22 protein-coding genes are annotated in these 21,086 nt (G+C 72.1%); 15 read left to right on the top strand and 7 right to left on the bottom strand.

The window, feature by feature from the left end; translation table 11 throughout:
• The first annotated feature begins 298 nt into the window (after positions 1-298).
• The 4 genes from B082_RS0103415 to hutH all read left to right on the top strand — a co-directional run bounded on the left by B082_RS0103415 (position 299) and on the right by hutH (position 5,376).
• On the top strand, positions 299-1,480 hold the full coding sequence (locus tag B082_RS0103415; RefSeq protein ID WP_018550415.1) for an adenylate/guanylate cyclase domain-containing protein: 1,182 nt from the start codon (positions 299-301) through the stop codon (positions 1,478-1,480).
• Positions 1,481-1,662: 182 nt separating this feature from the next.
• Positions 1,663-2,475 (top strand): enoyl-CoA hydratase/isomerase family protein, encoded by an 813-nt coding sequence (locus B082_RS0103410; RefSeq protein ID WP_018550414.1) that lies wholly within the window; start codon positions 1,663-1,665, stop codon positions 2,473-2,475.
• An 85-nt stretch (positions 2,476-2,560) separates the two neighbouring features.
• Complete coding sequence (locus B082_RS0103405; protein ID WP_026249385.1) at positions 2,561-3,745, top strand: GGDEF domain-containing protein; 1,185 nt, start codon at positions 2,561-2,563, stop codon at positions 3,743-3,745.
• A gap of 80 nt (positions 3,746-3,825) precedes the next feature.
• Entirely contained in the window at positions 3,826-5,376 is a 1,551-nt protein-coding gene (gene hutH / locus B082_RS0103400) for a histidine ammonia-lyase (RefSeq protein WP_078622479.1), read from the top strand.
• A gap of 76 nt (positions 5,377-5,452) precedes the next feature.
• On the opposite strand, the gene B082_RS0103395 is transcribed toward hutH, so the two are convergent.
• Entirely contained in the window at positions 5,453-5,743 is a 291-nt protein-coding gene (locus B082_RS0103395) for a hypothetical protein (protein ID WP_018550411.1), read from the bottom strand.
• Positions 5,744-5,913: 170 nt separating this feature from the next.
• On the opposite strand from B082_RS0103395, the gene B082_RS0103390 reads away from it, so the two are divergent.
• The 7 genes from B082_RS0103390 (at position 5,914) to gdhA (ending at position 12,661) form a co-directional block, all read left to right on the top strand.
• On the top strand, positions 5,914-6,306 hold the full coding sequence (locus B082_RS0103390; protein ID WP_018550410.1) for a hypothetical protein: 393 nt from the start codon (positions 5,914-5,916) through the stop codon (positions 6,304-6,306).
• Between the two features lie 216 nt (positions 6,307-6,522).
• Positions 6,523-7,788: a L,D-transpeptidase gene (locus B082_RS0103385; protein WP_018550409.1), complete on the top strand. Its 1,266-nt coding sequence runs from the start codon at positions 6,523-6,525 to the stop codon at positions 7,786-7,788.
• Positions 7,789-7,948: 160 nt separating this feature from the next.
• Positions 7,949-9,418 carry an ABC transporter permease gene (locus B082_RS0103380; protein WP_018550408.1) on the top strand — a complete coding sequence of 490 codons (1,470 nt, stop codon included), beginning with the start codon at positions 7,949-7,951 and terminating at the stop codon, positions 9,416-9,418.
• Positions 9,419-9,448: 30 nt separating this feature from the next.
• Positions 9,449-10,132: an ABC transporter ATP-binding protein gene (locus B082_RS0103375; protein ID WP_018550407.1), complete on the top strand. Its 684-nt coding sequence runs from the start codon at positions 9,449-9,451 to the stop codon at positions 10,130-10,132.
• A gap of 155 nt (positions 10,133-10,287) precedes the next feature.
• Positions 10,288-10,647: a DUF1330 domain-containing protein gene (locus B082_RS0103370; protein ID WP_018550406.1), complete on the top strand. Its 360-nt coding sequence runs from the start codon at positions 10,288-10,290 to the stop codon at positions 10,645-10,647.
• Between the two features lie 116 nt (positions 10,648-10,763).
• Positions 10,764-10,934, top strand: a complete 171-nt coding sequence (locus B082_RS39405) for a hypothetical protein (protein ID WP_018550405.1) — start codon at positions 10,764-10,766, stop codon at positions 10,932-10,934.
• Positions 10,935-11,281: 347 nt separating this feature from the next.
• Positions 11,282-12,661 (top strand): NADP-specific glutamate dehydrogenase, encoded by a 1,380-nt coding sequence (gene gdhA, locus B082_RS0103360; protein ID WP_018550404.1) that lies wholly within the window; start codon positions 11,282-11,284, stop codon positions 12,659-12,661.
• Positions 12,662-12,762: 101 nt separating this feature from the next.
• Here the strand turns inward: gdhA and msrA are convergent, their stop codons facing one another.
• The 3 genes from msrA to B082_RS0103345 all read right to left on the bottom strand — a co-directional run bounded on the left by msrA (position 12,763) and on the right by B082_RS0103345 (position 14,808).
• The gene (gene msrA, locus B082_RS0103355; RefSeq protein ID WP_018550403.1) at positions 12,763-13,428 is read right to left on the bottom strand and encodes a peptide-methionine (S)-S-oxide reductase MsrA; all 666 of its coding nucleotides are present in this window, start codon (positions 13,426-13,428) and stop codon (positions 12,763-12,765) included.
• Positions 13,429-13,503: 75 nt separating this feature from the next.
• On the bottom strand, positions 13,504-13,626 hold the full coding sequence (locus B082_RS40210) for a hypothetical protein (protein WP_018550402.1): 123 nt from the start codon (positions 13,624-13,626) through the stop codon (positions 13,504-13,506).
• 75 nt (positions 13,627-13,701) lie between these two features.
• Entirely contained in the window at positions 13,702-14,808 is a 1,107-nt protein-coding gene (locus B082_RS0103345; RefSeq protein ID WP_018550401.1) for a membrane protein, read from the bottom strand.
• 68 nt (positions 14,809-14,876) lie between these two features.
• Here B082_RS0103345 and B082_RS0103340 point away from each other — a divergent pair, with 68 nt between their 5' ends.
• Positions 14,877-16,022, top strand: a complete 1,146-nt coding sequence (locus tag B082_RS0103340) for a cystathionine gamma-synthase (RefSeq protein ID WP_018550400.1) — start codon at positions 14,877-14,879, stop codon at positions 16,020-16,022.
• A 199-nt stretch (positions 16,023-16,221) separates the two neighbouring features.
• On the opposite strand, the gene B082_RS0103335 is transcribed toward B082_RS0103340, so the two are convergent.
• From B082_RS0103335 to B082_RS0103325, 3 genes are all read right to left on the bottom strand, one after another.
• A complete protein-coding gene (locus B082_RS0103335; protein ID WP_026249383.1) occupies positions 16,222-16,476 on the bottom strand; it encodes a hypothetical protein in 255 nt (84 codons plus the stop codon).
• On the bottom strand, positions 16,473-16,967 hold the full coding sequence (locus B082_RS0103330; protein ID WP_018550398.1) for a sigma factor-like helix-turn-helix DNA-binding protein: 495 nt from the start codon (positions 16,965-16,967) through the stop codon (positions 16,473-16,475). Before B082_RS0103330 ends, B082_RS0103335 begins: the two co-directional genes overlap by 4 nt.
• Positions 16,968-17,033: 66 nt before the next feature.
• Positions 17,034-17,564: a MarR family winged helix-turn-helix transcriptional regulator gene (locus tag B082_RS0103325; protein WP_026249382.1), complete on the bottom strand. Its 531-nt coding sequence runs from the start codon at positions 17,562-17,564 to the stop codon at positions 17,034-17,036.
• Between the two features lie 156 nt (positions 17,565-17,720).
• Here B082_RS0103325 and ilvA point away from each other — a divergent pair, with 156 nt between their 5' ends.
• From ilvA to B082_RS0103310, 3 genes are all read left to right on the top strand, one after another.
• Complete coding sequence (gene ilvA / locus B082_RS0103320) at positions 17,721-18,950, top strand: threonine ammonia-lyase (protein ID WP_018550396.1); 1,230 nt, start codon at positions 17,721-17,723, stop codon at positions 18,948-18,950.
• A gap of 170 nt (positions 18,951-19,120) precedes the next feature.
• Complete coding sequence (locus B082_RS0103315) at positions 19,121-20,146, top strand: daunorubicin resistance protein DrrA family ABC transporter ATP-binding protein (RefSeq protein ID WP_018550395.1); 1,026 nt, start codon at positions 19,121-19,123, stop codon at positions 20,144-20,146.
• Entirely contained in the window at positions 20,143-20,997 is an 855-nt protein-coding gene (locus B082_RS0103310; RefSeq protein ID WP_018550394.1) for an ABC transporter permease, read from the top strand. Before B082_RS0103315 ends, B082_RS0103310 begins: the two co-directional genes overlap by 4 nt.
• Positions 20,998-21,086 lie beyond the last annotated feature (89 nt).

Genomic DNA, 21,086 nt, shown 5'->3' with positions numbered 1-21,086 from the left:
GGTCCCGGTCCGGGCGGCCCAGGGCCTGTCCGGAGGATCTTCGCGGGCCGCGACGCCTGGCACGCACTCTCGCCGTACGCCCGAATCACCCGAGTACGTCCAGTACGAGGGCGATCCGGGCGCACGCCGATAGCACGCACCTGACGCCGCCCGGCCGCCCTTCGGGCGACGACGGCAGTTTGAAGACAGGCCCTGGCCCTGAGGACGTGAGGTAGGGCACACCTGCCGTATCGTTGAGGTGATCCACCGACGGACAGATCGGCAGGGCAGTGCGCAGGGAACGGGCAGGAGGCGGCTGGTGACCGTCGACGACACGACCTCCGGCGATGGCACGCAGCCTCCGTCGGACCCCTCGGTCCACGCCACACCGCACCACGAAGTCGACCACACGGCCGAGCCGACCGACGACCCCCTCGCGATCCGGCTGGAACAGCTGATCCTGGGCGCCGACCGGCGCTACACGCCGTTCCAGGCGGCCCGCACCGCCGGCGTCTCCATGGACCTGGCCTCCCGCTTCTGGCGGGCCATGGGCTTCGCCGACATCGGCCAGGCCAAGGCGCTCACCGAGGCCGACGTGCTGGCGCTGCGGCGGCTGTCCGGTCTGGTCGAGGCCGGGCTGCTCAGCGAGCCGATGGCGATCCAGGTGGCCCGGTCGACCGGGCAGACCACCGCCCGGCTGGCCGAATGGCAGATCGACTCGTTCCTGGAGGGCCTCACCGAGCCGCCCGAGCCGGGCATGACGCGTACCGAGGTCACCTACCCGCTGGTCGAGCTGCTCCTGCCGGAGCTGGAGGAATTCCTGGTGTACGTGTGGCGGCGCCAGCTGGCCGCAGCCACCGGCCGGGTCGTGCAGGCGGCCGACGACGAGGAGATGGTCGACCGGCGCCTGGCCGTCGGCTTCGCGGACCTCGTCGGTTTCACCCGGCTGACCCGCCGTCTGGAGGAGGAGGAGCTCGGCGAACTCGTCGAGTCCTTCGAGACCACCTGCGCCGACCTCGTCGCCGCGCACGGGGGCCGGCTCATCAAGACCCTCGGCGACGAGGTCCTGTTCGCCGCCGACGACGCGGGCACCGCCGCCGAGATCGCGCTGCGCCTCATAGAGGCGATGGCGGCGGACGAGACGATGCCGGCGCTGCGGGTCGGCATCGCCTTCGGCACGGTCACCACCCGGATGGGCGATGTCTTCGGCACCACGGTGAACCTCGCCAGCCGGCTGACCTCGATAGCGCCGAAGGACGCGGTGCTGGTGGACGGGGCGTTCGCCAAGGAGCTGACGCGCACGGGCGACGCCCCGGTCTCGGAGGCGCGGGCCGCGGAGGAGGCCGCCGCGGCCGCCGAGCGGGCCGAGAAGGAGGGCGCGCACGGGGAGCCCGTCGCCGTGCCCGCGTACCGCTTCGGGCTTCAGCCGATGTGGCAGCGCCCGGTGCGCGGTCTCGGCGTGGTCGAGCCGTGGCTGCTGGCCCGCCGCGGCACCACCTGAGCCGGTCCGGCGCTCCCTCGGCCCGGTCCGGCACTCTTTCGGCCCGGTCCGGTACGCCCTCGGCCCGGTCCGGCACCCCCGTTCGGGATCGGCACTTTCTTTCGCGGGGCGGCTCTCCCGTTCGCGGGGCGGCTCTGCGATCATCCCTCCGGTAACGCTCGTTAACCGACAGGGGTGCAGCCATGACCGTGACGTCCGAGCAGCGGTTCGGGGAGTTCGTCGTCGTACGGGGCCACGAGGGCCTGGAGCACGTCGCCGAGTTGGTACTCGACCGGCCCAGGGCCATGAACGCGGTGTCCACCGACATGGCCCGCTCGATCGCCGCCGCCTGCGACGCGCTCGCCGCCGACCGTGACGTGCGGGTCACCGTCCTCACCTCCAGCCACGAGCGGGCCTTCTGCGTGGGCGCCGACCTCAAGGAGCGCAACTCCTTCACCGACGCCGAGCTGGTGCGCCAGCGGCCCACCGCGCGGGCCGCGTACACGGGTGTGCTGGAGCTGCCGATGCCGACCGTCGCCGCGGTGCACGGCTACGCGCTCGGCGGGGGCTTCGAGCTGGCCCTGTCCTGCGACCTGATCGTGGCCGACCCGACCGCCGTGGTGGGGCTGCCCGAGGTCTCCGTCGGCGTCATCCCGGGCGGCGGTGGCACCCAGCTGCTGCCGCGCCGGGTCGGTGCCGCCCGCGCGGCCGAGCTGATCTTCAGCGCCCGCCGGGTGCCGGCCGCCGAGGCGCGGGAGCTGGGCCTGGTGGACGAGCTGGTGGCGGAGGGTGAGGACCAGACCGAGGCGCTCGCGCTGGCCGGGCGCATCGCGGCCAACTCGCCGGTCGGGCTGCGGGCGGCCAAGCGGGCGCTGCGGCTCGGGCACGGGCTCGACCTGCGGGCGGGCCTGGAGGTCGAGGACTCCGCCTGGCGGTCGGTGGCCTTCTCCGGGGACCGCGCGGAGGGCGTGGCCGCGTTCAACGAGAAGCGGAAGGCGAACTGGCCGGGGGAGTAACCCTGGGTATCCGAATGTGGCTCAAATGATCACGCTCCGGAGTCGTCAAGTGATCATATGTCCCATATCACCCTAAACTGGCGCAATGGGTGGTGACGATGTGCGGCTGCGGGCCGTGGTTTCGCTTGCGCAGACGATGGCCGCGGCGCACACCCCCCGGGGGTGCTGGCGAGCGGCCGCCCTGGGGGCGTGCGAGGCGCTGGGCGGCAGCTTCGCGGCGCTCTCGGTCTGGGAGCGCGGGCGCGGGCGGCTGAGGGTCCTGGTCAACGCGGGCGAGCGGGCCGAGGGCGAGGAGGAGTTCCCCGACGAGGAGGTCTATCCGGTCCATCAGTTCCCGGAGATCACCGAGTTCCTGCACGAGCGGTGGGCCGGCGGCGGCGAGCCGGACGCCTGGGTGGAGACCGCCGAGGGGCCGGTGGGCGGGGAGACCGGGCGGGAGGCGGGGGCCGGCGGTGCGCACGGGTACGGGCCCGGCTACTGCCACCAGCGGGTCGCGGCCCTGCGGCGGCGCGGGCGGGGGTGCTGCGTGGTCGCGCCGATCGTCCTGCACGGGCGGGCCTGGGGCGAGCTGTATGTGGCGCGGCCGGCCGGCGCCCCGGTCTTCGGGCGCGCGGACGCCGACTTCGCCACCGTGCTGGCCGCCGTCGTGGCCGCCGGGCTCGCCCAGACCGAGCGCCTGGAGGAGGTGCGCAAGCTCGCCTTCACCGATCCGCTGACCGGCCTCGCCAACCGGCGGGCCGTCGACATGCGGCTGGACGAGGCGGTGGAGCGGCACCGCGCGGACGATGCCGTGGTCAGCCTGGTGGTCTGCGACCTGAACGGGCTGAAGTGGGTCAACGACACCCATGGCCACGCGGTCGGCGACCGGCTGCTGGAACGTTTCGGCTCGGTGCTCTCCCGGTGCGGGGCCATGCTGCCCGGCGCGCTGGCCGCCCGGCTCGGCGGGGACGAGTTCTGCCTGCTGGCCGTGGGTCCGGGGGCGGACGAGGTGGTCGCCGTGGCCACCGAACTCTGCGAGCGGGCGGCCGAGCTGGAATTCGGCAACGGGGTGGCCTGCGGGATCGCCTCCACCGGGGACCCGATCGGCCCGGTGGTCTCCGCCCGGCGGCTGTTCCGGCTCGCGGACGCGGCCCAGTATCGGGCGAAGGCGGCCCGCTCGGCACGCCCGGTGGTGGCGGGGCGCGACGGCGAGGTCATCCGGCTGGCCGACTCCCCGCCGAAGTCCCCGCACGACCGCCGCAGGCTCCGCGGCAACCGCCCCGAACTGTGACCGGCGCCCCTGGAAGCCGTAAGGGGTCAACCCGCCGACCGCTGGTGACATGAAGGGTTTCAATCCGTACGCTGCTGAATATGGATATGCATACAGTCGTGGTGGGGACGTCCGGTACCACTGCTCAGGACGTCATCGCCGTGGCCCGCGGCAACGCCCGTGTCGAGCTCTCCGCCGCAGCGGTGGCCGCTCTGGCCGCCGCCCGCGAGATCGTGGACGCGCTCGCTGCCAAGCCCGAGCCGGTCTACGGCGTCTCGACCGGCTTCGGCGCCCTGGCCAGCCGCCACATCAGCCCGGAGCTCCGCGCGCAGCTCCAGCGCAACATCGTCCGCTCGCACGCCGCCGGCATGGGCCCGCACGTCGAGCGCGAGGTCGTCAGGGCGCTGATGTTCCTGCGGCTGAAGACGGTCGCCTCCGGCCGTACCGGTGTACGCCCCGAGGTCGCGCAGACCATGGCGGACGTCCTGAACGCGGGCATCACCCCGGTCGTCCACGAGTACGGCTCGCTCGGCTGCTCCGGCGATCTGGCGCCCCTCTCGCACTGTGCGCTGACCCTGATGGGCGAGGGCGACGCGGAGGGCCCCGACGGCACCGTCCGCCCGGCCGGTGAACTCCTCGCCGCGCACGGCATCACCCCGGTCGAGCTGCGCGAGAAGGAGGGCCTGGCCCTTCTCAACGGCACCGACGGCATGCTCGGCATGCTGGTCATGGCCCTGGCCGACCTGAAGACCCTCTACATCTCGGCCGACATCACCGCGGCCCTCTCCCTGGAGGCCCTGCTCGGCACCGACAAGGTCCTCGCCCCCGAGCTGCACGCCATCCGCCCGCACCCCGGCCAGGGCGCAAGCGCGGACAACATGCTGCGGGTGCTCGCCGGGTCCGGCCTCACCGGTCATCACCAGGACGACGCGCCGCGCGTCCAGGACGCCTACTCGGTGCGGTGCGCGCCGCAGGTCAACGGGGCCGGCCGGGACACCCTCGCGTACGCCGCGACCGTCGCCGACCGCGAGCTGGCCTCCTCCGTGGACAACCCGGTCGTCCTGCCCGACGGGCGGGTGGAGTCCAACGGCAACTTCCACGGGGCGCCCGTCGCCTACGTGCTGGACTTCCTGGCCATCGTCGCCGCCGACCTCGGCTCGATCACCGAGCGCCGCACCGACCGGCTGCTGGACAAGAACCGCTCGCACGGGCTGCCGCCGTTCCTCGCCGACGACGCGGGCGTCGACTCCGGCCTGATGATCGCCCAGTACACCCAGGCCGCCCTGGTCAGCGAGATGAAGCGGCTCGCCGTCCCGGCCTCCGCCGACTCCATCCCGTCCTCCGCGATGCAGGAGGACCACGTCTCGATGGGCTGGTCGGCCGCGCGCAAGCTGCGTACCGCCGTCGGCGACCTCGCCCGGATCGTCGCCGTCGAGCTGTACGCGGCGACCCGTGCGATCGAGCTGCGCGCCGCGCAGGGGCTGACCCCGGCCCCCGCCACGCTCGCCGCCGTCGAGGCGCTGCGGGCGGCGGGCGCCGAGGGCCCCGGACCCGACCGCTTCCTGTCCCCCGACCTGGCCGCCGCCGAGGCCTTCGTACGGGCGGGCGGGCTGGTCTCGGCCGTGGAGCCGGTCACGGGCCCGCTGGCCTGACCGGGTTGCGTACGGCCCGTACGCGGGAAGCGGCCACCGGACATCTCCGGTGGCCGCTTCCCGCGTACCGCACGCGTCAGACGGCGGGCCTGGCGCTCGTACGGCGAGAGGAATAGGTCACGAAACCCGCCCCGACGCCCAGGAAGGCCACCCCGCCGAGCAGATACGGCGTGGTGTCGACGCCCGTCCCGGTGTCGGCGAGCGTCGCGGAGTCGGCGTCCGCGCCGGCCACCGACGCGGTGCCGGCCGCCGTGCCGGGCGCGGGCCCGGTGTCGTCGGTGGCGTTCGCCGAGGGGACGAACCACAGGGCGCACAGCAGGGTCCCCGCCGCGGTGGCGGTCAGGAGCGGACGGCGGGTGACGGTCACGGAATCGATCCCCTTTACGACAGCCGTGAGGAGGGCTCGGACCGATGCTAATGAACGCAGCGGGTCGCGGGAAAGGGATGGCGACCACAGGCCCTAATGTCCGCCCCATGAGCACTTCCGAGTCATCTGGAACATTCGCCTCCGCGCGGTACGTCCGCCTCCGGGTCGACATGGTGGTGGAGATCACCGACCCCGACGCCCTCAGCGGAACCGCCCTGGAGAGCCTGGCCGCCGAGTACGGGGAGCCCGGCGGCGAGGACGCCGAGGAACGCACGCGTGCCGAGGCGGCGGTACGGGAAGACGGAGCGGAGGCCCTCGCCTCGCTGATCGACCCGTTCGACCTGGTCGGTGAGGTGCCCGGCGTCGAGCTGACCCAGGCCTCCTGGAGCAGCGAGAGCATCGACTACGACCCCGACGACCCGGACGCCTGGGAGGACGACGAGGACGGCGAAGGGGACAGCGGAAAGGACGTCTGGGAGGACGAGGGCGGCCGGGGTGCCTTCGGTATCCCGCACAATGGAGAGGAGGCCGACGGCAGCGGCGGCCCGGAGCGGCGGGTCTGACCTGTGGGAACACGGCCCCGGCCCGCCCGTGGCGGCCCGGGGCCGGCCTGTGCCGCGGACACGGGAACCACCGCCCCCGGCACGGCGTCGATGAGTGGTGTTCCCCACATCTTCGACGGACGTGGAACGGGAATCCCGTACAGGGGGTTCTTGGAACATTGACGGGGTTTCGTCCGCGGGTGGCCCTGCTCGGGGTTTTCGGGGAATTCGGCAACGATGGAGAAGCGTGTGATGACGGACAGCAAGCGGCGCAAGGGCCTGATGGCCGCGTCCGCACTGCTCGGCGGCGTACTGGTGCTTTCCGCCTGCGACGACGGCGGCGACAAGGGCGGTCCCAGCCCCGAGAGCTCGAAGTCCCAGGCGGCCGACGTCGACAAGGCGGCGGCCCAGGAAACCTCCGAGGCACAGATAACGATCTCGCCCAAGAACGGCGCGACCAACGCGAGCATCAACAACGCCGCCAAGGTCACCGTCGCCAAGGGCAAGCTGACCGCCGTCACCATGACGACCGCGGCCGGGGACAGCGTCAAGGGCACCCTCGCCGCCGACGGCACGAGCTGGCAGCCCGACGCCCAGCTGGAGCGCTCGACCACCTACAAGATCAGCGCGACGGCCGAGGACTCCAAGGGCCGCGAGGCCCACGAGAACTCCTCCTTCACCACCGTCTCGCCCGACAAGAGCTTCATCGGGAACTTCACCCCCGAGGACGGCTCCACCGTCGGCGTCGGCATGCCCGTCTCGATCAACTTCAACAAGCCGATCACCGACACCAAGGCCGTCCAGGACGGCATCAAGGTGACGTCCAGCAGCGGCCAGCAGGTCGTCGGCCACTGGTTCAACTCGCAGCGTCTGGACCTGCGCCCCGAGGACTACTGGCAGGCCGGGTCGACCGTCACCCTGAAGCTGTCCCTGGACGGCGTCGAGGGCTCGGACGGCGTCTACGGCGTCCAGCAGAAGACCGTCACCTTCAAGGTCGGCCGCAACCAGGTCTCGACGGTCGACGCCAAGACCCACATGATGACCGTCACCCGGGACGGCAAGACGATCAAGACCATCCCGATCTCCGCCGGCTCGCCCGACAACCCGACGTACAACGGACAGATGGTGATCTCCGAGAAGTACGAGGAGACCCGGATGGACGGCTCGACGGTCGGCTTCACGGACGACGACGGCAAGGGCGAGTACGACATCAAGGACGTCCCGCACGCCATGCGGCTGTCCACCTCGGGCACCTTCATCCACGGCAACTACTGGGGCAAGGGCATCTTCGGCAGCGCCAACACCAGCCACGGCTGCGTCGGCCTCGCCGACGTCAAGGGCGCCGGTGACGCCAACCAGCCCGCCGCCTGGTTCTACAACAACTCCATGATCGGTGACGTCGTCATCGTGAAGAACTCCCCGGACAAGACGATCCAGCCCTCCAACGGCCTCAACGGCTGGAACATGAGCTGGTCCGAGTGGACGGCGGGCTCCGCCGCCTGACCGGCCCGTCCGGCGCTTCTCCCCACCCCTGTACGCCGAAGGCGGCGGCACCGGCCCCCAACAGGGCTCCGGTGCCGCCGCCTTCGGCGTACCCGGAGTTCTCATCCGGCTCTCATGGTGGCCTTAACCCACCATCACAAGCCGTCCCTAACCTCGCGCCATGTTCTTCACCTACCTCCGGCGCGAGCTGCGCCGCCGCAGAAAGGCGGCGCTCGTCGTCGCCTCCGGGCTCGCCCTCGGCATCGCGCTCGTCATCATCGTCAGCTCGGTCTCCTCGGGCATGAGCAAGGCCCAGGACAAGGTCCTGGAATCGCTGTACGGCCTCGGCACGGACATGACCGTCACCAAGGCCGCCGCGGCCCCCAAGTCCGGCAGCGGCGAACGGCCCAAGTTCGAGTTCGACGCCAAGGACAGCGACGACGACGAGACACAGAGCACCGACCGGGTCATGGTCCAGGGCTTCCAGACCCTGGCGTCCTCCACCGTCGACAAGGTCGGCAAGCAGGACGGCGTCGCCGGCGCGGTCGGCGGGCTGAGCCTGTCCGTCATGAAGGTGGACGGCCAGTTCAAGCGCGGTGAGTTCAAGCAGGAGGGCGGCACGGCCCAGGACACCGGCCGCGGACCCGGCGGCGGGGGCAGCAGCCGGCCGCAGGGCGAGGTCAGGGGCGGCGGCGCCTCCTTCGACGTCAACTCCTACACGGTGTACGGCACCGACGTCACCCAGCAGGACCTCGGCCCGCTCACCTCGTCGAAGATCACCTCGGGCCGCACGTTCAAGGCGACCGAGACCAACGCCGCGGTGGCCGTGGCCGACTCCGCCTACGCCAAGGAGAAGAGCCTCTCCACCGGCAAGACGGTGACCATCAGCGGGACCGAGTTCACGATCATCGGTGTCTCGACGGCCGACAGCGGCGACGCGGCGGCCAACCTCTACATCCCGCTCCAGCGGGCGCAGACCCTCTCCGACTCGAAGAACAAGGTCACCACGGTCTACGTCAAGGCCGCGGACTCGCAGAAGATCGACAGCGTCAAGGCCACCATCCAGAAGAACATCGCGGGCACCACGGTCACCACGTCCGCCGACCTCGCGGACACCGTGTCCGGCTCCCTCTCCACCGCCTCCGACCTGGCCGCCGGCGTCGGCAAGTGGCTCTCCATCGCTGTCCTGATCGCCGCGTTCCTGGTCGCCGGGCTCCTCACCTCCTCGGCCGTCAGCCGCCGCGTGCGCGAGTTCGGCACGCTCAAGGCGCTCGGCTGGAAGAGCGGCCGGGTCACCCGCCAGGTCGTCGGCGAGGCCCTCGTCAACGGCCTGATGGGCGGCGTCCTCGGCATCGCCATCGGCCTGGCCGGGGCGTACGCCGTCACCGCCGTCAGCCCCACCCTCACCGCCGAGCTCGGCTCCTCCGGCGGCGGAGGAGGGATGCGCGGCGGCGGCCTGATGGGGGGCGGCGGGCCCGGCCGGCAGAGCGCCTCCAAGGCCCTCGACATCGCGCTGACCGCCCCCGTCTCCCTCTCCATCATCCTGGTCGCCGTCGTCCTGGCCGTGGCGGGCGGGCTGATCGCGGGCGCCTTCGGCGGCTGGCGCGCCTCCCGGCTGCGCCCCGCCGACGCGCTGCGCCGCGTCGAGTAGCCCACCCCGTACCCCGTCAGGAGAATCCCCATGTACACGCTTCAAGGCGTCACCAAGCAGTACAAGCGCGGCAAGTCCACCGTGCACGCCCTCGCCGGCATCGACCTCACCATCGAGGACGGCGGCCGCCTGGTCATCCAGGGCCCGACCGGAGGCGGCAAGTCCACGCTGCTCCAGATGCTCGGCGGCCTGGACCGCCCCACGGCGGGCAGCGTCGAACTCGACGGCGTGGACCTCGCCGGGCTCAGCGAGGCCAAGCTCACCAAGGTGCGCGCCCAGAACATCGGCTTCGTCTTCCAGAGCTTCAACCTCATCCCCACGCTCACCGCCCAGGAGAACGTCGAGACCGCCCTCGTACCACTGGGCGTCAAGGCGTCCGAGCGGCGCGGAAGAGCCGCCGAGGCGCTGGAATCGGTCGGCCTCGGCGAGCGTCTCGGCCATGTGCCCAGCGAGATGTCCGGCGGTCAGCAGCAGCGCGTCGCCATCGCGCGGGCCCTGGTCAAGCGGCCCAAGGTGCTGCTCGCCGACGAGCCCACCGGCAACCTCGACGAGTCCATGCGCGACGAGATCATGGAGGTGCTGGAGACCCTGTGGAAGGAGCACGGGCTCACTTTCGTCATGGTCACCCACGACAGCTCCATCGCGCGTCGCGCCCCGCGCCTGGCCACCATCCGCAAGGGCAAGGTCACCGTCACGGAGAACGCCGCGGCCTGAGCCGCCCGCCTCCACCGCTTCGGCCGCCGCCGGCGGGCCGCCCCGGCCCCCGGCGGCTTCCCGCATGACCTCGCGGGTAATCGACGCGTCCCGGCGCCCCCGGCAGCATGGTGCCCATCAGCCGACGGACCGCCGCAGAAGACGGAGGGCGAGACATGACCGCCTACGCGATCGCACACCTGTACCCCGACGGGCGCCCCAACGAGGAGGTCATCGAGTACATCGACCGCATCCAGTCGACGATGGACCCCTTCGGGGGCCGATTCCTGGTCCACAACACCCCCGTCGAGGTGATCGAGGGCGACTGGCCGGGCGCGGTGGTCGTGCTGGGCTTCCCCGACATCGACGCGGCACGCGCCTGGTACGCCACCCCGGCCTACCAGGAGCTGATCCCGCTGCGGGTCCGGAACATGGCGGGCGATCTGGTGCTCGTGGAGGGTGTCGGCCCGGACTACGACGCGTCGGCGACGGCCGCCGCGATGCGGACCGCGATCGGCGGCGCCCCGAGGGTGTAGCGGGCTGCACCCCCTTCCGGGAGGCAGATCCCTCGTGGCGCGACGCTGCGGCCGCAACGATGGAGGCACAGCCGGAACACCGGTCCGGCCTTCCCGCCACTCTCCGGAGGAAACCCATGAAGCCCCTTCTGTGGACCGTGCTCCTCGCCGCACTCGTGGCCAACATCTCGCTCAGCTTCGTGGTGGATCAGAACGGCACGCACATCGCGCTGAGCGTCGTCTCCGGCGTGGCGGTGCTGGCCTCCGGCGCGGGTCTGTGGGCGCTGCGCGGCCCCCGTGAGGACTGAGGCCACGGCCCCGGCCTCACAGTCGCTCCCGGACCACTGTGAGGTTCACCACTTCGGGGGAGTCCCTGTTGCGGTTCCAACCCGGCCATTCCTGCCCGGAACCGGCCTCGCGCAAGGCCGTTGGCCGGGTGCGGTGCCCGTACGGGCGGGATCACCATGTGGATGGGGCGGGCCATTGAGCCGGGCCACTGGGAGAATCGATACGCCACAACGGTCCTGTACGCCGCATCCGAGAGCGCGGTATGCGTGAAGTTCCGGCGACACCCTCAATGGGGAGGGGGACCCAGGCGCCCCTCGGGACGGGGGCGCCCCCGCGTATGAGCCGACCCATGGAAGGTCTTGATCAGATGCCGGTCACCCCTGACTCCGCAACCCCGTACGCCGCAGAGAACCGCATCATCGAGCCGTTGTACGCGGAGATCCTCCGCCGCAATCAGGGCGAGAAGGAATTCCACCAGGCGGTGCGGGAGGTTCTGGAGACCCTCGGCCCCGTGCTGGCCCAGCGGCCGGAGTTCGTGGACGCCCGGATCATCGAGCGCATATGCGAGCCGGAGCGCCAGCTCATCTTCCGGGTGCCGTGGGCGGACGACTCGGGCGACATCCACGTCAACCGCGGCTTCCGGGTCGAGTTCTCCAGCTCGCTCGGCCCGTACAAGGGCGGGCTGCGCTTCCACCCCTCGGTCAACCTCGGCATCGTGAAGTTCCTCGGCTTCGAGCAGATCTTCAAGAACGCCCTCACCGGCATGCCCATCGGCGGCGGCAAGGGCGGCGCGGACTTCGACCCGAAGGGCCGCTCGGACGCCGAGATCATGCGGTTCTGCCAGTCGTTCATGACCGAGCTCCACCGCCACCTGGGCGAATACACGGACGTCCCCGCAGGTGACATCGGGGTCGGCGGCCGCGAGATCGGCTACCTCTTCGGCCAGTACAAGCGGATCACCAACCGCTACGAGTCCGGCGTCCTCACCGGCAAGGGCCTCGGCTGGGGCGGCGCCCTGGTACGCACCGAGGCCACCGGCTACGGCTGCGTCCTGTTCACCGCCGAGATGCTGCGCAGCCGGGGCGAGTCCCTCGACGGCCAGCGCATCGCCGTCTCCGGCTCGGGCAACGTCGCGATCTACGCCGTCGAGAAGGCCCAGCAGCTCGGCGCGACCGTCGTGACCTGCTCGGACTCCGGCGGTTACGTCGTGGACGACAAGGGCATCGACCTCGACCTGCTCAAGGAGATCAAGGAGCAGGGCCGCGGACGCGTCTCCGAGTACGCCGAGCGGCGCGGCGCGCACGTGAAGTACGTCGAGGGCACCGGCGTCTGGAACGTCCCCGTCGACGTGGCGCTGCCCTGCGCCACCCAGAACGAACTGCACGAGGCCGACGCGCTCACCCTCGTCCGCAACGGCGTCAAGGCGGTCGCCGAGGGCGCGAACATGCCCACCACCCCCGAGGCCGTCCGCGTCTTCCAGGACGCCGGCGTGGCCTTCGCCCCCGGCAAGGCGGCCAACGCGGGCGGCGTCGCCACCAGCGCCCTGGAGATGCAGCAGAACGCCTCGCGCGACTCCTGGACCTTCGCCCACACGGAGCAGCGCCTCGCGGAGATCATGCGCCACATCCACGACTCCTGCTACACCACCGCGGAGAAGTACGGCAGCCCCGGCAACTACGTGGTCGGCGCCAACATCGCCGGCTTCGAACTGGTCGCGGACGCGATGCTGGCGCAGGGCCTCATCTGAGCCGCTGACGCCGTGGCACAGGGCCTCAGCCGAGCCGCTGACGCCGTGATCCGCCGAAGGGCCGGGGACACTTCCCCCGGCCCTTCGGCGTACGTCCGTGCTCAGCCCTCCGCCGGGGCCACGCCCACCGGGCAGGAGACGCCCGTGCCGCCGATGCCGCAGTAGCCGGCCGGGTTCTTGTCCAGGTACTGCTGGTGGTCCGGCTCGGCGGGCCAGAAGGCGCGGCCCTCGGCCGGGAGGATCTCCGTGGTGATCCCGCCGTGGCCGGAGGCCGTCAGGACCTTCTGGTACGCCTCACGGGAGGCCTCGGCGGCGGCCGCCTGGGCGGGGGAGTGGGTGTAGAGCGCGGAGCGGTACTGGGTGCCCACGTCGTTGCCCTGGCGGAAGCCCTGGGTGGGGTCGTGCGACTCCCAGAACAGCTTCAGCAGCTCGGCGTACGTGACGACACCCGGGTCGTACACGACACGGACCGCCTCCGTGTGGCCGGTCAGCCCCGAGCAGACCTCCTCGTAGGCGGGGTTCTCGGTGTAGCCGCCCTGGTAGCCGACGAGCGTCGTCCAGACGCCGTCCGTCTGCCAGAACTTGCGCTCGGCGCCCCAGAAACAGCCCAGCGCGAAGTCCGCGGTCTCCAGGCCCTCCGGATACGGGCCGAGCAGGCTGTTGCCCAGGACCGTGTGGCGGGACGGGACGGTGAACTCCGGGGCGGGACGGCCGCGCAGGGCTTCCTCCTGGGTGGGGAGCTGGGGGGTGCGGCGGTGCAGGAACATGCGGGGGCTCCTCCTGGGTCGGCGTGCTGTCCGTACAACGCGCCGGGCGCCCCGCGGATTCCTGCGGACCCCCGCTCAGCGGCGGGGCGCGTCCTCACCCCGCTCGGTCGCCTCGACGTAGGCGGCGGCCCGCTTGCGGGCCTTGAACCAGAAGTAGAGGCCGAGACCGATGAGGGCCAGAGGTATCAGGCGTGCCACGGGTGCACCTGTCCTTGCGGTGGGGAACGACGGGGCCCCTACCGTCGCACAGGCGACGCCCCCGCGGGAGGGGCGTCAGCGCGGCAGCGTCGCCGGGCTGCCGCCGTTCGCCTCGTAGCCCGCGACCGCCAGCGCCCGGTACACCGTGTACTCGGCGGCCGGGTCCTCGCTCGCCGTCCAGGGCAGCGCGCCCACGTGCCCGTCGATGTGGACCAGCTGGTGCACCGCCTCCGACCAGCGCTCCATCCGGACCAGGAACAGCACGAGCAGGTGGCGCACATGCGCGAGCATCGGGTCGTCACGGCGCGCCGAGTGCACCGCGAACATCGCGCCCTCGACGGCCTTCGTCACCACCTGGCTCTGGTAGAAGCCCCGCACGAGATTGACCTCGGGCAGGTGCTCGTACACCGCGAACAGCGGCAGCGCGGCCAGCAGCGAGCCCTGCGGGGCGCGGGCGGCCGCGGCGGTCGCGAAGCGGTCGGCCTCCTCGCGCGAACCGTGCCACCGCTCGCTCCAGAAGTGCAGGGCCGCGATGTGCGCCCCCATGTGCGCGGGCGCCCGGTCGATGATCTTCGCCCAGACCTGGTCGAACTCCTCGCCGGAATACCCCAGTCCACGGGCGACCGCCAGCTCCACGATGTACGGAACGGGGTCCCCCGGCGCCAGCAGAGCCGCCTCGGCGATCACCGAACGGGCCTCCTCCAGCAGGATCCGGAAGTCGTCCGTACCCGCCGTGGACGAACGCCACGCCTGCTGGACCAGGAACTCCGCGTGCACCGCAGCAGCGCCCGCGTCCTTCGGGGCCTGGGACCGCCACTTGCGCAGCCAGGCCCCGCCGACGCCGGGCCGCTGGAGCAGTTCGAGCGAGGCCGCCCCGGCGAACGCCTGTACCCGCTGCCACCGGACCTCGCTCTCCTTCGGCGTCCCCGCCAGCAGCTGGGAGGCGGCCCGCCACTCCTGCGTGTGCTGGACGACCTCCAGGACGTCCAGCAGATCCTGGTCGGGGCCGGGCGTGCGGACGTCCAGCTCCTCCTGGCGCACGAAACCGTAGTCCTGCGGGTCGGCCGCGTCGGGGGAGCCCGGCGCGGCCAGCCGGATACCACCGCCGCGACGGCGCAGCACGAACGGGCCGACGACGGCGGTCAGCATGCACAGCGCGAGCAGGATCCACAGAATCTCCATGCCCCCATTGTCACCGGACGGCCCCGGTGCTCCATGAGCGCCCTCGCGACGAACTACGCTCGGGCCCCATGAGCGACCAGCACAGCTTCGAAACTCTCGCGATCCACGCGGGGAACACCGCCGACCCCCTCACCGGCGCGGTGGTTCCGCCCATTTACCAGGTGTCCACGTACAAGCAGGACGGCGTGGGCGGACTGCGCGGCGGCTACGAGTACAGCCGCAGCGCCAACCCGACCCGCACCGCCCTGGAGGAGAACCTCGCGGCCCTGGAAGGCGGCCGCACCGGGCTCGCCTTCGCCTCCGGCCTCGCCGCCGAGGACTGCCTGCTCCGTACGCTGCTGACCCCCGGCGACCACGTGGTCATCCCGAACGACGCCTACGGCGGCACGTTCCGGCTGTTCGCGAAGGTCGCCACGCGCTGGGGCGTGGAGTTCTCCGTCGCCGACACCTCGGACGTGGCGGCGGTGCGGGCGGCGATCACCCCGCGCACCAAGGCGGTCTGGGTGGAGACCCCGTCCAACCCGCTGCTCGGCATCACCGACATCGCGGCCGTCGCTGAGGTCGCCCGCGCCGCCGGTGCGCGCCTCGTCGTCGACAACACCTTCGCCAGCCCCTACCTCCAGCAGCCCCTCGCGCTCGGCGCCGACGTCGTGGTGCACTCCACCACCAAGTACATGGGCGGCCACTCGGACGTCGTCGGCGGTGCGCTCGTCGTCAACGACCCCGACCTCGCCGGGGAGCTGACCTTCCACCAGAACGCGATGGGCGGCGTCGCCGGCCCGTTCGACGCCTGGCTGGTGCTGCGCGGCATCAAGACCCTCGCCGTCCGCATGGACCGGCACAGCGAGAACGCCACCAAGGTCGCCGACCTGCTGACCCGCCACCCCAAGGTCAGCCACGTCCTCTACCCCGGGCTGCCCGACCACCCGGGCCACGAGGTCGCCGCCAAGCAGATGAAGGCCTTCGGCGGCATGGTGTCCTTCCGCGTCGCGGGCGGCGAGGAGGCGGCGGTCGAGGTCTGCAACCGCGCCAAGCTGTTCACGCTGGGCGAGTCGCTCGGCGGCGTCGAGTCGCTGCTGGAGCACCCGGGCCGCATGACGCACGCCTCGGCGGCCGGCTCCCCGCTGGAGGTCCCCGGCGACCTGGTCCGCCTCTCCGTCGGGATCGAGAACGGCGACGACCTGCTCGCCGACCTCGCGCAGGCGCTCGGCTGAGCGGGCCGGTCGCGGGTTGAATGCGGGCCGGTCGCGGACTGAACGCGGGTCGGTCGCGGGTTGATCGCGGACTGAACGTGGGCAGGTCGCGGGCCGGTCGCGGTTGAACGCGGACCGGTGGCGGATCGATCGCGGGTTGAACGAGGGCGGGGCCGGGAAGACCGGTCCCGCCCTCGTTCAACCCGCGATCGATCCGTGTTCACCAGCCCTCCAACGGCGGCGTCGTCCCGGCCGGCGGCGCCTGCCACGGCTGCGCCACCACCGCCCACACCGTGAACACGACGACCCCCGCGATCAGCGCCAGCAGCCCGAGCCGGCGCAGCGCCCGCCGGCGCCGCAGCAGCCGGCCCCCGCGCTCCGCCGCCCGCGCGGCCAGCCCGGCGGGCACCCGCGGCTGTGGACGGGCCTCCAGCATCCGCCGCACCTCGTCCTGTCTGCGCCCGGTGCCGCTCACGGCCCGGCCCCCAGCAGCCGGGCGGGGCCCCGGCGCCCGGTCGGGCCGCGGGTGCCGCGCATCGTGGCCACCGACCGGTTGCAGACCGCGCGCACCTGCTGGCGCCCCAGCCCGAGCAGCGCCGCCGTCTGCTCCTCGGACACCCCTTCGTACAGCCGCAGTACCAGGACCAGACGCTCCTGCGGGGTCAGCCGGTCCAGCAGCCCGCCGCGCGGGCGGTGGTGGCGCCAGGACGCGCGGGCGAAGCGGGCGGCCAGCTCCTGCCGGGTGCGGTCGTACGGGTCCTCGCCGCGCAGCCGCTCCCAGTCCGCGAACGTCCGCGCCAGCGAGGCCGTCAGGAGGCGCTGTGCGCGGGGGTTGGCGCCGGGCGGGTCGGCCGGTTCGGCGGTGAGCAGGGTCGCCGTGTGCAGCAGCCGTCCCGCCGCGCCCGCCACGAAGGCCTCGAACTCCTGGGCGCGGCACCGCTGTCGGCCCGCATGGCGCTCCCGCACACCGTCAATCCGAGCGCGCCGGGGGCCGGGGGTCAACCCCTCGGCGGCCGGGGACTGCCCGGGGGGTCAGCCCGACTGGGCGGTCTGGTGCGCGGCCTGCCGGGCGGCCAGCGCGGCGTTGAACCGGGTGAGCAGCGCGCAGAACGTGTCGCGCTCCTCCTCGTTCCACCCGTCGGTGACCTGCGTCATCAACTCCCGCCGCGAGGCACGGACCTCGTCCAGCCGGGCCTGGCCGCGCGGGGAGAGCTGGAGGACGACCGCGCGGCCGTCCTCGGGATGCGAGGTCCGCTTGACGAGGCCGGTGTCCACCAGCGGCGCGACCTGCCGGGTCACGGTGGACGAGTCGATCCCCATCCCGGCGGCCAGCGCCTTGACGCCCATCGGCCCTTCCCGGTCCAGCCGGTTCAGCAGCAGATATGCCGCCCGGTCCATGGAGTTGCGCACCTGGCCCACCCCGCCGAGGCGGGTCTGCTCGGCGCGGCGGGCGAATACGGCGACCTGGTGCTGAAGTGTGTCGAGAACGTGTTCGGGACCCGGGTTTTCCGGGGCAGCGCCCCCGGAAGGAGACGAGGCAGTCGTCATGTCCTGAGGGGGCATGGCCGGGGGCTCTCTTCGTGCGGTGTCGGATGGGTGGGGGACAGAGTACGCGGCCCCGGGGCAACGCGTACCAGCGCTGCACAAACCTGCGGACACCGGCGCAGGACGGCCCGGTAAGCGGCGGCCGGCGCCCTTCTCAGCTGCAAGACTTACGGTATGAACTTCGCGTCGCCCGGCCGCTTTCCCCCGCTGATCCTCGATGATGTGCGCGGGGCGCAGAAGATGCTCTCCGGGGTTTCCAAGGTCACCCCGCTGGAGGGCAGCCGCCATCTGAGCGCGCTGGTGGGCGCGCCCGTCCTGTTCAAGTGCGAGAACCTCCAGCGGACCGGTTCGTTCAAACTGCGGGGCGCCTACGTACGCATCTCCGGTCTGACACCGGTCGAACGCGCCGCGGGCGTCGTGGCCGCCAGTGCCGGAAACCATGCGCAGGGTGTCGCGCTCGCGTCTGCGCTGCTCGGCGTACGCTCCACGGTCTTCATGCCGGTCGGCGCGCCGCTGCCGAAGGTCGCGGCGACCCGTGAGTACGGGGCCCGGGTGCGGCTGCACGGCACGGTCGTGGACGAGACCCTGGCCGCGGCGCAGGAGTACGCGCGCGAGACCGGCGCGGTCTTCATCCACCCCTTCGACCACGCCGACATCATCGCCGGGCAGGGCACGGTGGGCCTGGAGATCCTGGAGCAGTGCCCCGAGGTCCGCACGATCGTCGTCGGGATCGGCGGCGGCGGGCTCGCGGCCGGGATCGCGGTCGCGGTCAAGGCGGTCAGGCCCGATGTGCGGATCGTCGGCGTGCAGGCGGCCGGCGCCGCCTGCTACCCGCCGTCCCTGGCGGCCGGTCATCCCGTCTCGATCGGCTCGCTCCAGACGATGGCCGACGGCATCAAGGTCGGGCGCCCCGGAGACGTGCCGTTCGGCCTGGTCCAGGACCTGGTTGACGAGGTGCGTACGGTCTCCGAGGACGAGCTGTCCAGCGCCCTGCTGCTCTGCCTGGAGCGGGCCAAGATGGTGGTCGAGCCGGCCGGGGCGAGCCCGGTGGCCGCCCTGCTCAGCGACCCGAAGTCGTTCCACGGGCCCGTGGTGGCCCTGCTCTCCGGCGGCAATGTGGACCCGCTCCTGATGCAGCGCATCCTGACCCACGGCATGGCGGCGGCCGGCCGCTATCTGAGCCTGCGGCTGCGGCTGACGGACCGCCCCGGCGCGCTGGCCACCCTGCTCGGCGTGCTCTCGGTGGCCGACGCCAACGTCCTGGACGTGAGCCACGCCCGCACCGACCCCAGGCTCGGCCTCACCGAGGCGGAGGTGGAACTGCACCTGGAGACCAAGGGCCCCGAGCACTGCGAGGACGTGAAGGCGGCGCTGCGCGAGGCGGGCTACCGGGTGATGGAGTGACGGCCCGCGCCCGCGCGGACCGGACGCTTGTGAGTCGCGATGTATCGCGATACTGTGCGTGCGCCCGGTCCGGCGGACCCACGTTCGGCTTGTGTGTTCACCGGGCGCGGTACTACGGGCAAATCTAGGATCTGTGAGGCAGCCACCCGAACGCACTGGGGGAATCCCTTATGCCAGGCGCCATCTACGCCGAAGGGCTCGTGAAGACCTTCGGCGACGTACGAGCACTCGGCGGCGTCGACCTGGACGTGCCCGAAGGCACCGTCCTCGGACTCCTGGGCCCCAACGGGGCCGGCAAGACGACCGCCGTACGCGTCCTGACGACGCTGCTCAAGCCCGACAGCGGCAGCGCCTTCGTCGCGGGTATCGACGTGCTGAAGAACCCCAACGAGGTACGGCGCTCGATCGGGCTCTCCGGCCAGTTCGCCGCCGTCGACGAATACCTGACCGGCCGCGAGAACCTCCGCATGGTCGGCCAGCTCTACCAGATGAGCGGGCGCGCGGCGAAGGTCCGGGCGGGGGAGCTGCTGGAGCGGTTCAACCTGGCCGACGCGGCCGACCGCCCCGCCAAGACGTACTCCGGCGGCATGCGCCGCCGCCTCGACCTCGCCGCCGCCCTCGTCGTCTCCCCGCCGGTCATGTTCATGGACGAGCCGACCACCGGCCTCGACCCGCGCAACCGGCAGCAGCTCTGGGACGTCATCCAGGAACTGGTCGCCGGCGGTACGACCCTGCTGCTGACCACGCAGTATCTGGAGGAGGCGGACCACCTCGCCCATGACATCTGCGTGATCGACCACGGCCAGGTCATCGCCCGGGGCACATCCGACCAGCTCAAGGCCCGCACGGGCGGCGAGCGCGTCGAGGTCGTCGTGCACGAGCCCGACCAGATCGAACCGGCCCGCACCGTCCTCACCCGGCTCGGCAAGGGCGAGACCACCGTCCTCCCGCACATGCGCAAACTGACCGTCCCGGTCGACGGCGGCGCCAAGCTCCTCGCCGAGGTGATCCGGGAACTCGACGGTCTGGGCGTGGAGATCGACGACATCGGACTGCGCCGCCCCACCCTCGACGACGTGTTCATCTCCCTCACCGGCCACGCCGCCGAACAGCAGAAGAGCGACGACAACGCAGGGGACGGCGAGGGCGGGGCGGCCGAGCCGGCCGCCGGCGCCCGGACGGAGGCAGAGAAGTGAGCGCCCTCACCGAGACGAGCACGGCCCCGGTCGCACGCTCCGGCGGCGGCATCGGCCAGTCCGTACGCGACTCGCTGGTCATCGCCCGCCGCAACCTGATCCGCATGACCCGGATCCCCGAGATGGTCATCTTCGGGCTCATCCAGCCGATCATGTTCGTGGTGCTGTTCACGTACGTCTTCGGCGGGTCCATCAAGGTCGGCGGCACGATCTCGCCGCAGGCCTACCGCGAGTTCCTGATGGCCGGCATCTTCGCCCAGACCGTCACCTTCGCCACCGCGGGCGCCGGGGCGGGCATCGCCGACGACATGCACAAGGGGCTGATCGACCGCTTCCGGTCCCTGCCCATGACCCGGGGCGCCGTCCTGACCGGGCGCACCCTCGCCGACCTCGTACAGACCGCGCTCACGCTCGTCGTCCTCGCGGGCGTCGCGCTGATCGTCGGCTGGCGCACCCACGAGAACATCGGCAAGGTGCTGCTGGGCTTCGTCCTGCTGCTCCTGCTCGGCTACGCGTTCTCCTGGATCGGCGCGCTGATCGGCCTCACCGTCCGCACCCCGGAGGCGGCCACGTCCGGCGGGCTGATCTGGCTCTTCCCGCTCACGTTCATCTCGAACGCCTTCGTGGACGCCAACCAGATGCCGACGTTCCTGCGCTACATCGCCGAGTGGAACCCGTTCAGCGCCACCGTGCAGGCCTGCCGGGTCCTCTTCGGGAACCTGCCGGAGGGCTTCGTCACACCCGACGCCTGGCCCATGCAGCACCCGATCATCGCCTCGGTCGTGTGGTCCGTGGTGATCCTCGTGGTCTTCCGGACCCTCGCGGTCCGCAAGTACCGCTCGGCGGCCTAAGGGCTGTCCCGCAATTCCTGGCGGATCAGCGCGCGGCGTCAGATGCGGTGCATCGCAAGGCGGAGAGGCGCCCGCATACTGGATGTATT

It is taken from the genome of Streptomyces sp. ATexAB-D23 (assembly GCF_000373645.1).
GTDB classification, from domain to species: domain Bacteria; phylum Actinomycetota; class Actinomycetes; order Streptomycetales; family Streptomycetaceae; genus Streptomyces; species Streptomyces castrisilvae.
Note: the sequence above shows the minus strand (reverse complement) of the source record. Positions and strands in the feature narration are given on the sequence as shown.

What these genes read in the sequence shown, in the direction of transcription:
- B082_RS0103410 (WP_018550414.1), top strand. Translation starts at nt 1,663, where the DNA reads ATGACCGTGACGTCCGAGCAGCGGTTCGGGGAGTTCGTCGTCGTACGG.
- hutH (WP_078622479.1), top strand. Translation starts at nt 3,826, where the DNA reads ATGGATATGCATACAGTCGTGGTGGGGACGTCCGGTACCACTGCTCAG.
- B082_RS0103380 (WP_018550408.1), top strand. Translation starts at nt 7,949, where the DNA reads ATGTTCTTCACCTACCTCCGGCGCGAGCTGCGCCGCCGCAGAAAGGCG.
- B082_RS0103315 (WP_018550395.1), top strand. Translation starts at nt 19,121, where the DNA reads ATGCCAGGCGCCATCTACGCCGAAGGGCTCGTGAAGACCTTCGGCGAC.
- B082_RS0103345 (WP_018550401.1), bottom strand. Translation starts at nt 14,808, where the DNA reads ATGGAGATTCTGTGGATCCTGCTCGCGCTGTGCATGCTGACCGCCGTC.
- B082_RS0103390 (WP_018550410.1), top strand. Translation starts at nt 5,914, where the DNA reads ATGGTGGTGGAGATCACCGACCCCGACGCCCTCAGCGGAACCGCCCTG.
- B082_RS0103405 (WP_026249385.1), top strand. Translation starts at nt 2,561, where the DNA reads ATGGGTGGTGACGATGTGCGGCTGCGGGCCGTGGTTTCGCTTGCGCAG.
- B082_RS0103370 (WP_018550406.1), top strand. Translation starts at nt 10,288, where the DNA reads ATGACCGCCTACGCGATCGCACACCTGTACCCCGACGGGCGCCCCAAC.
- ilvA (WP_018550396.1), top strand. Translation starts at nt 17,721, where the DNA reads ATGAACTTCGCGTCGCCCGGCCGCTTTCCCCCGCTGATCCTCGATGAT.
- B082_RS0103375 (WP_018550407.1), top strand. Translation starts at nt 9,449, where the DNA reads ATGTACACGCTTCAAGGCGTCACCAAGCAGTACAAGCGCGGCAAGTCC.
- B082_RS0103385 (WP_018550409.1), top strand. Translation starts at nt 6,523, where the DNA reads ATGGAGAAGCGTGTGATGACGGACAGCAAGCGGCGCAAGGGCCTGATG.
- B082_RS0103325 (WP_026249382.1), bottom strand. Translation starts at nt 17,564, where the DNA reads ATGCCCCCTCAGGACATGACGACTGCCTCGTCTCCTTCCGGGGGCGCT.
- gdhA (WP_018550404.1), top strand. Translation starts at nt 11,282, where the DNA reads ATGCCGGTCACCCCTGACTCCGCAACCCCGTACGCCGCAGAGAACCGC.
- B082_RS39405 (WP_018550405.1), top strand. Translation starts at nt 10,764, where the DNA reads ATGAAGCCCCTTCTGTGGACCGTGCTCCTCGCCGCACTCGTGGCCAAC.
- B082_RS0103340 (WP_018550400.1), top strand. Translation starts at nt 14,877, where the DNA reads ATGAGCGACCAGCACAGCTTCGAAACTCTCGCGATCCACGCGGGGAAC.
- msrA (WP_018550403.1), bottom strand. Translation starts at nt 13,428, where the DNA reads ATGTTCCTGCACCGCCGCACCCCCCAGCTCCCCACCCAGGAGGAAGCC.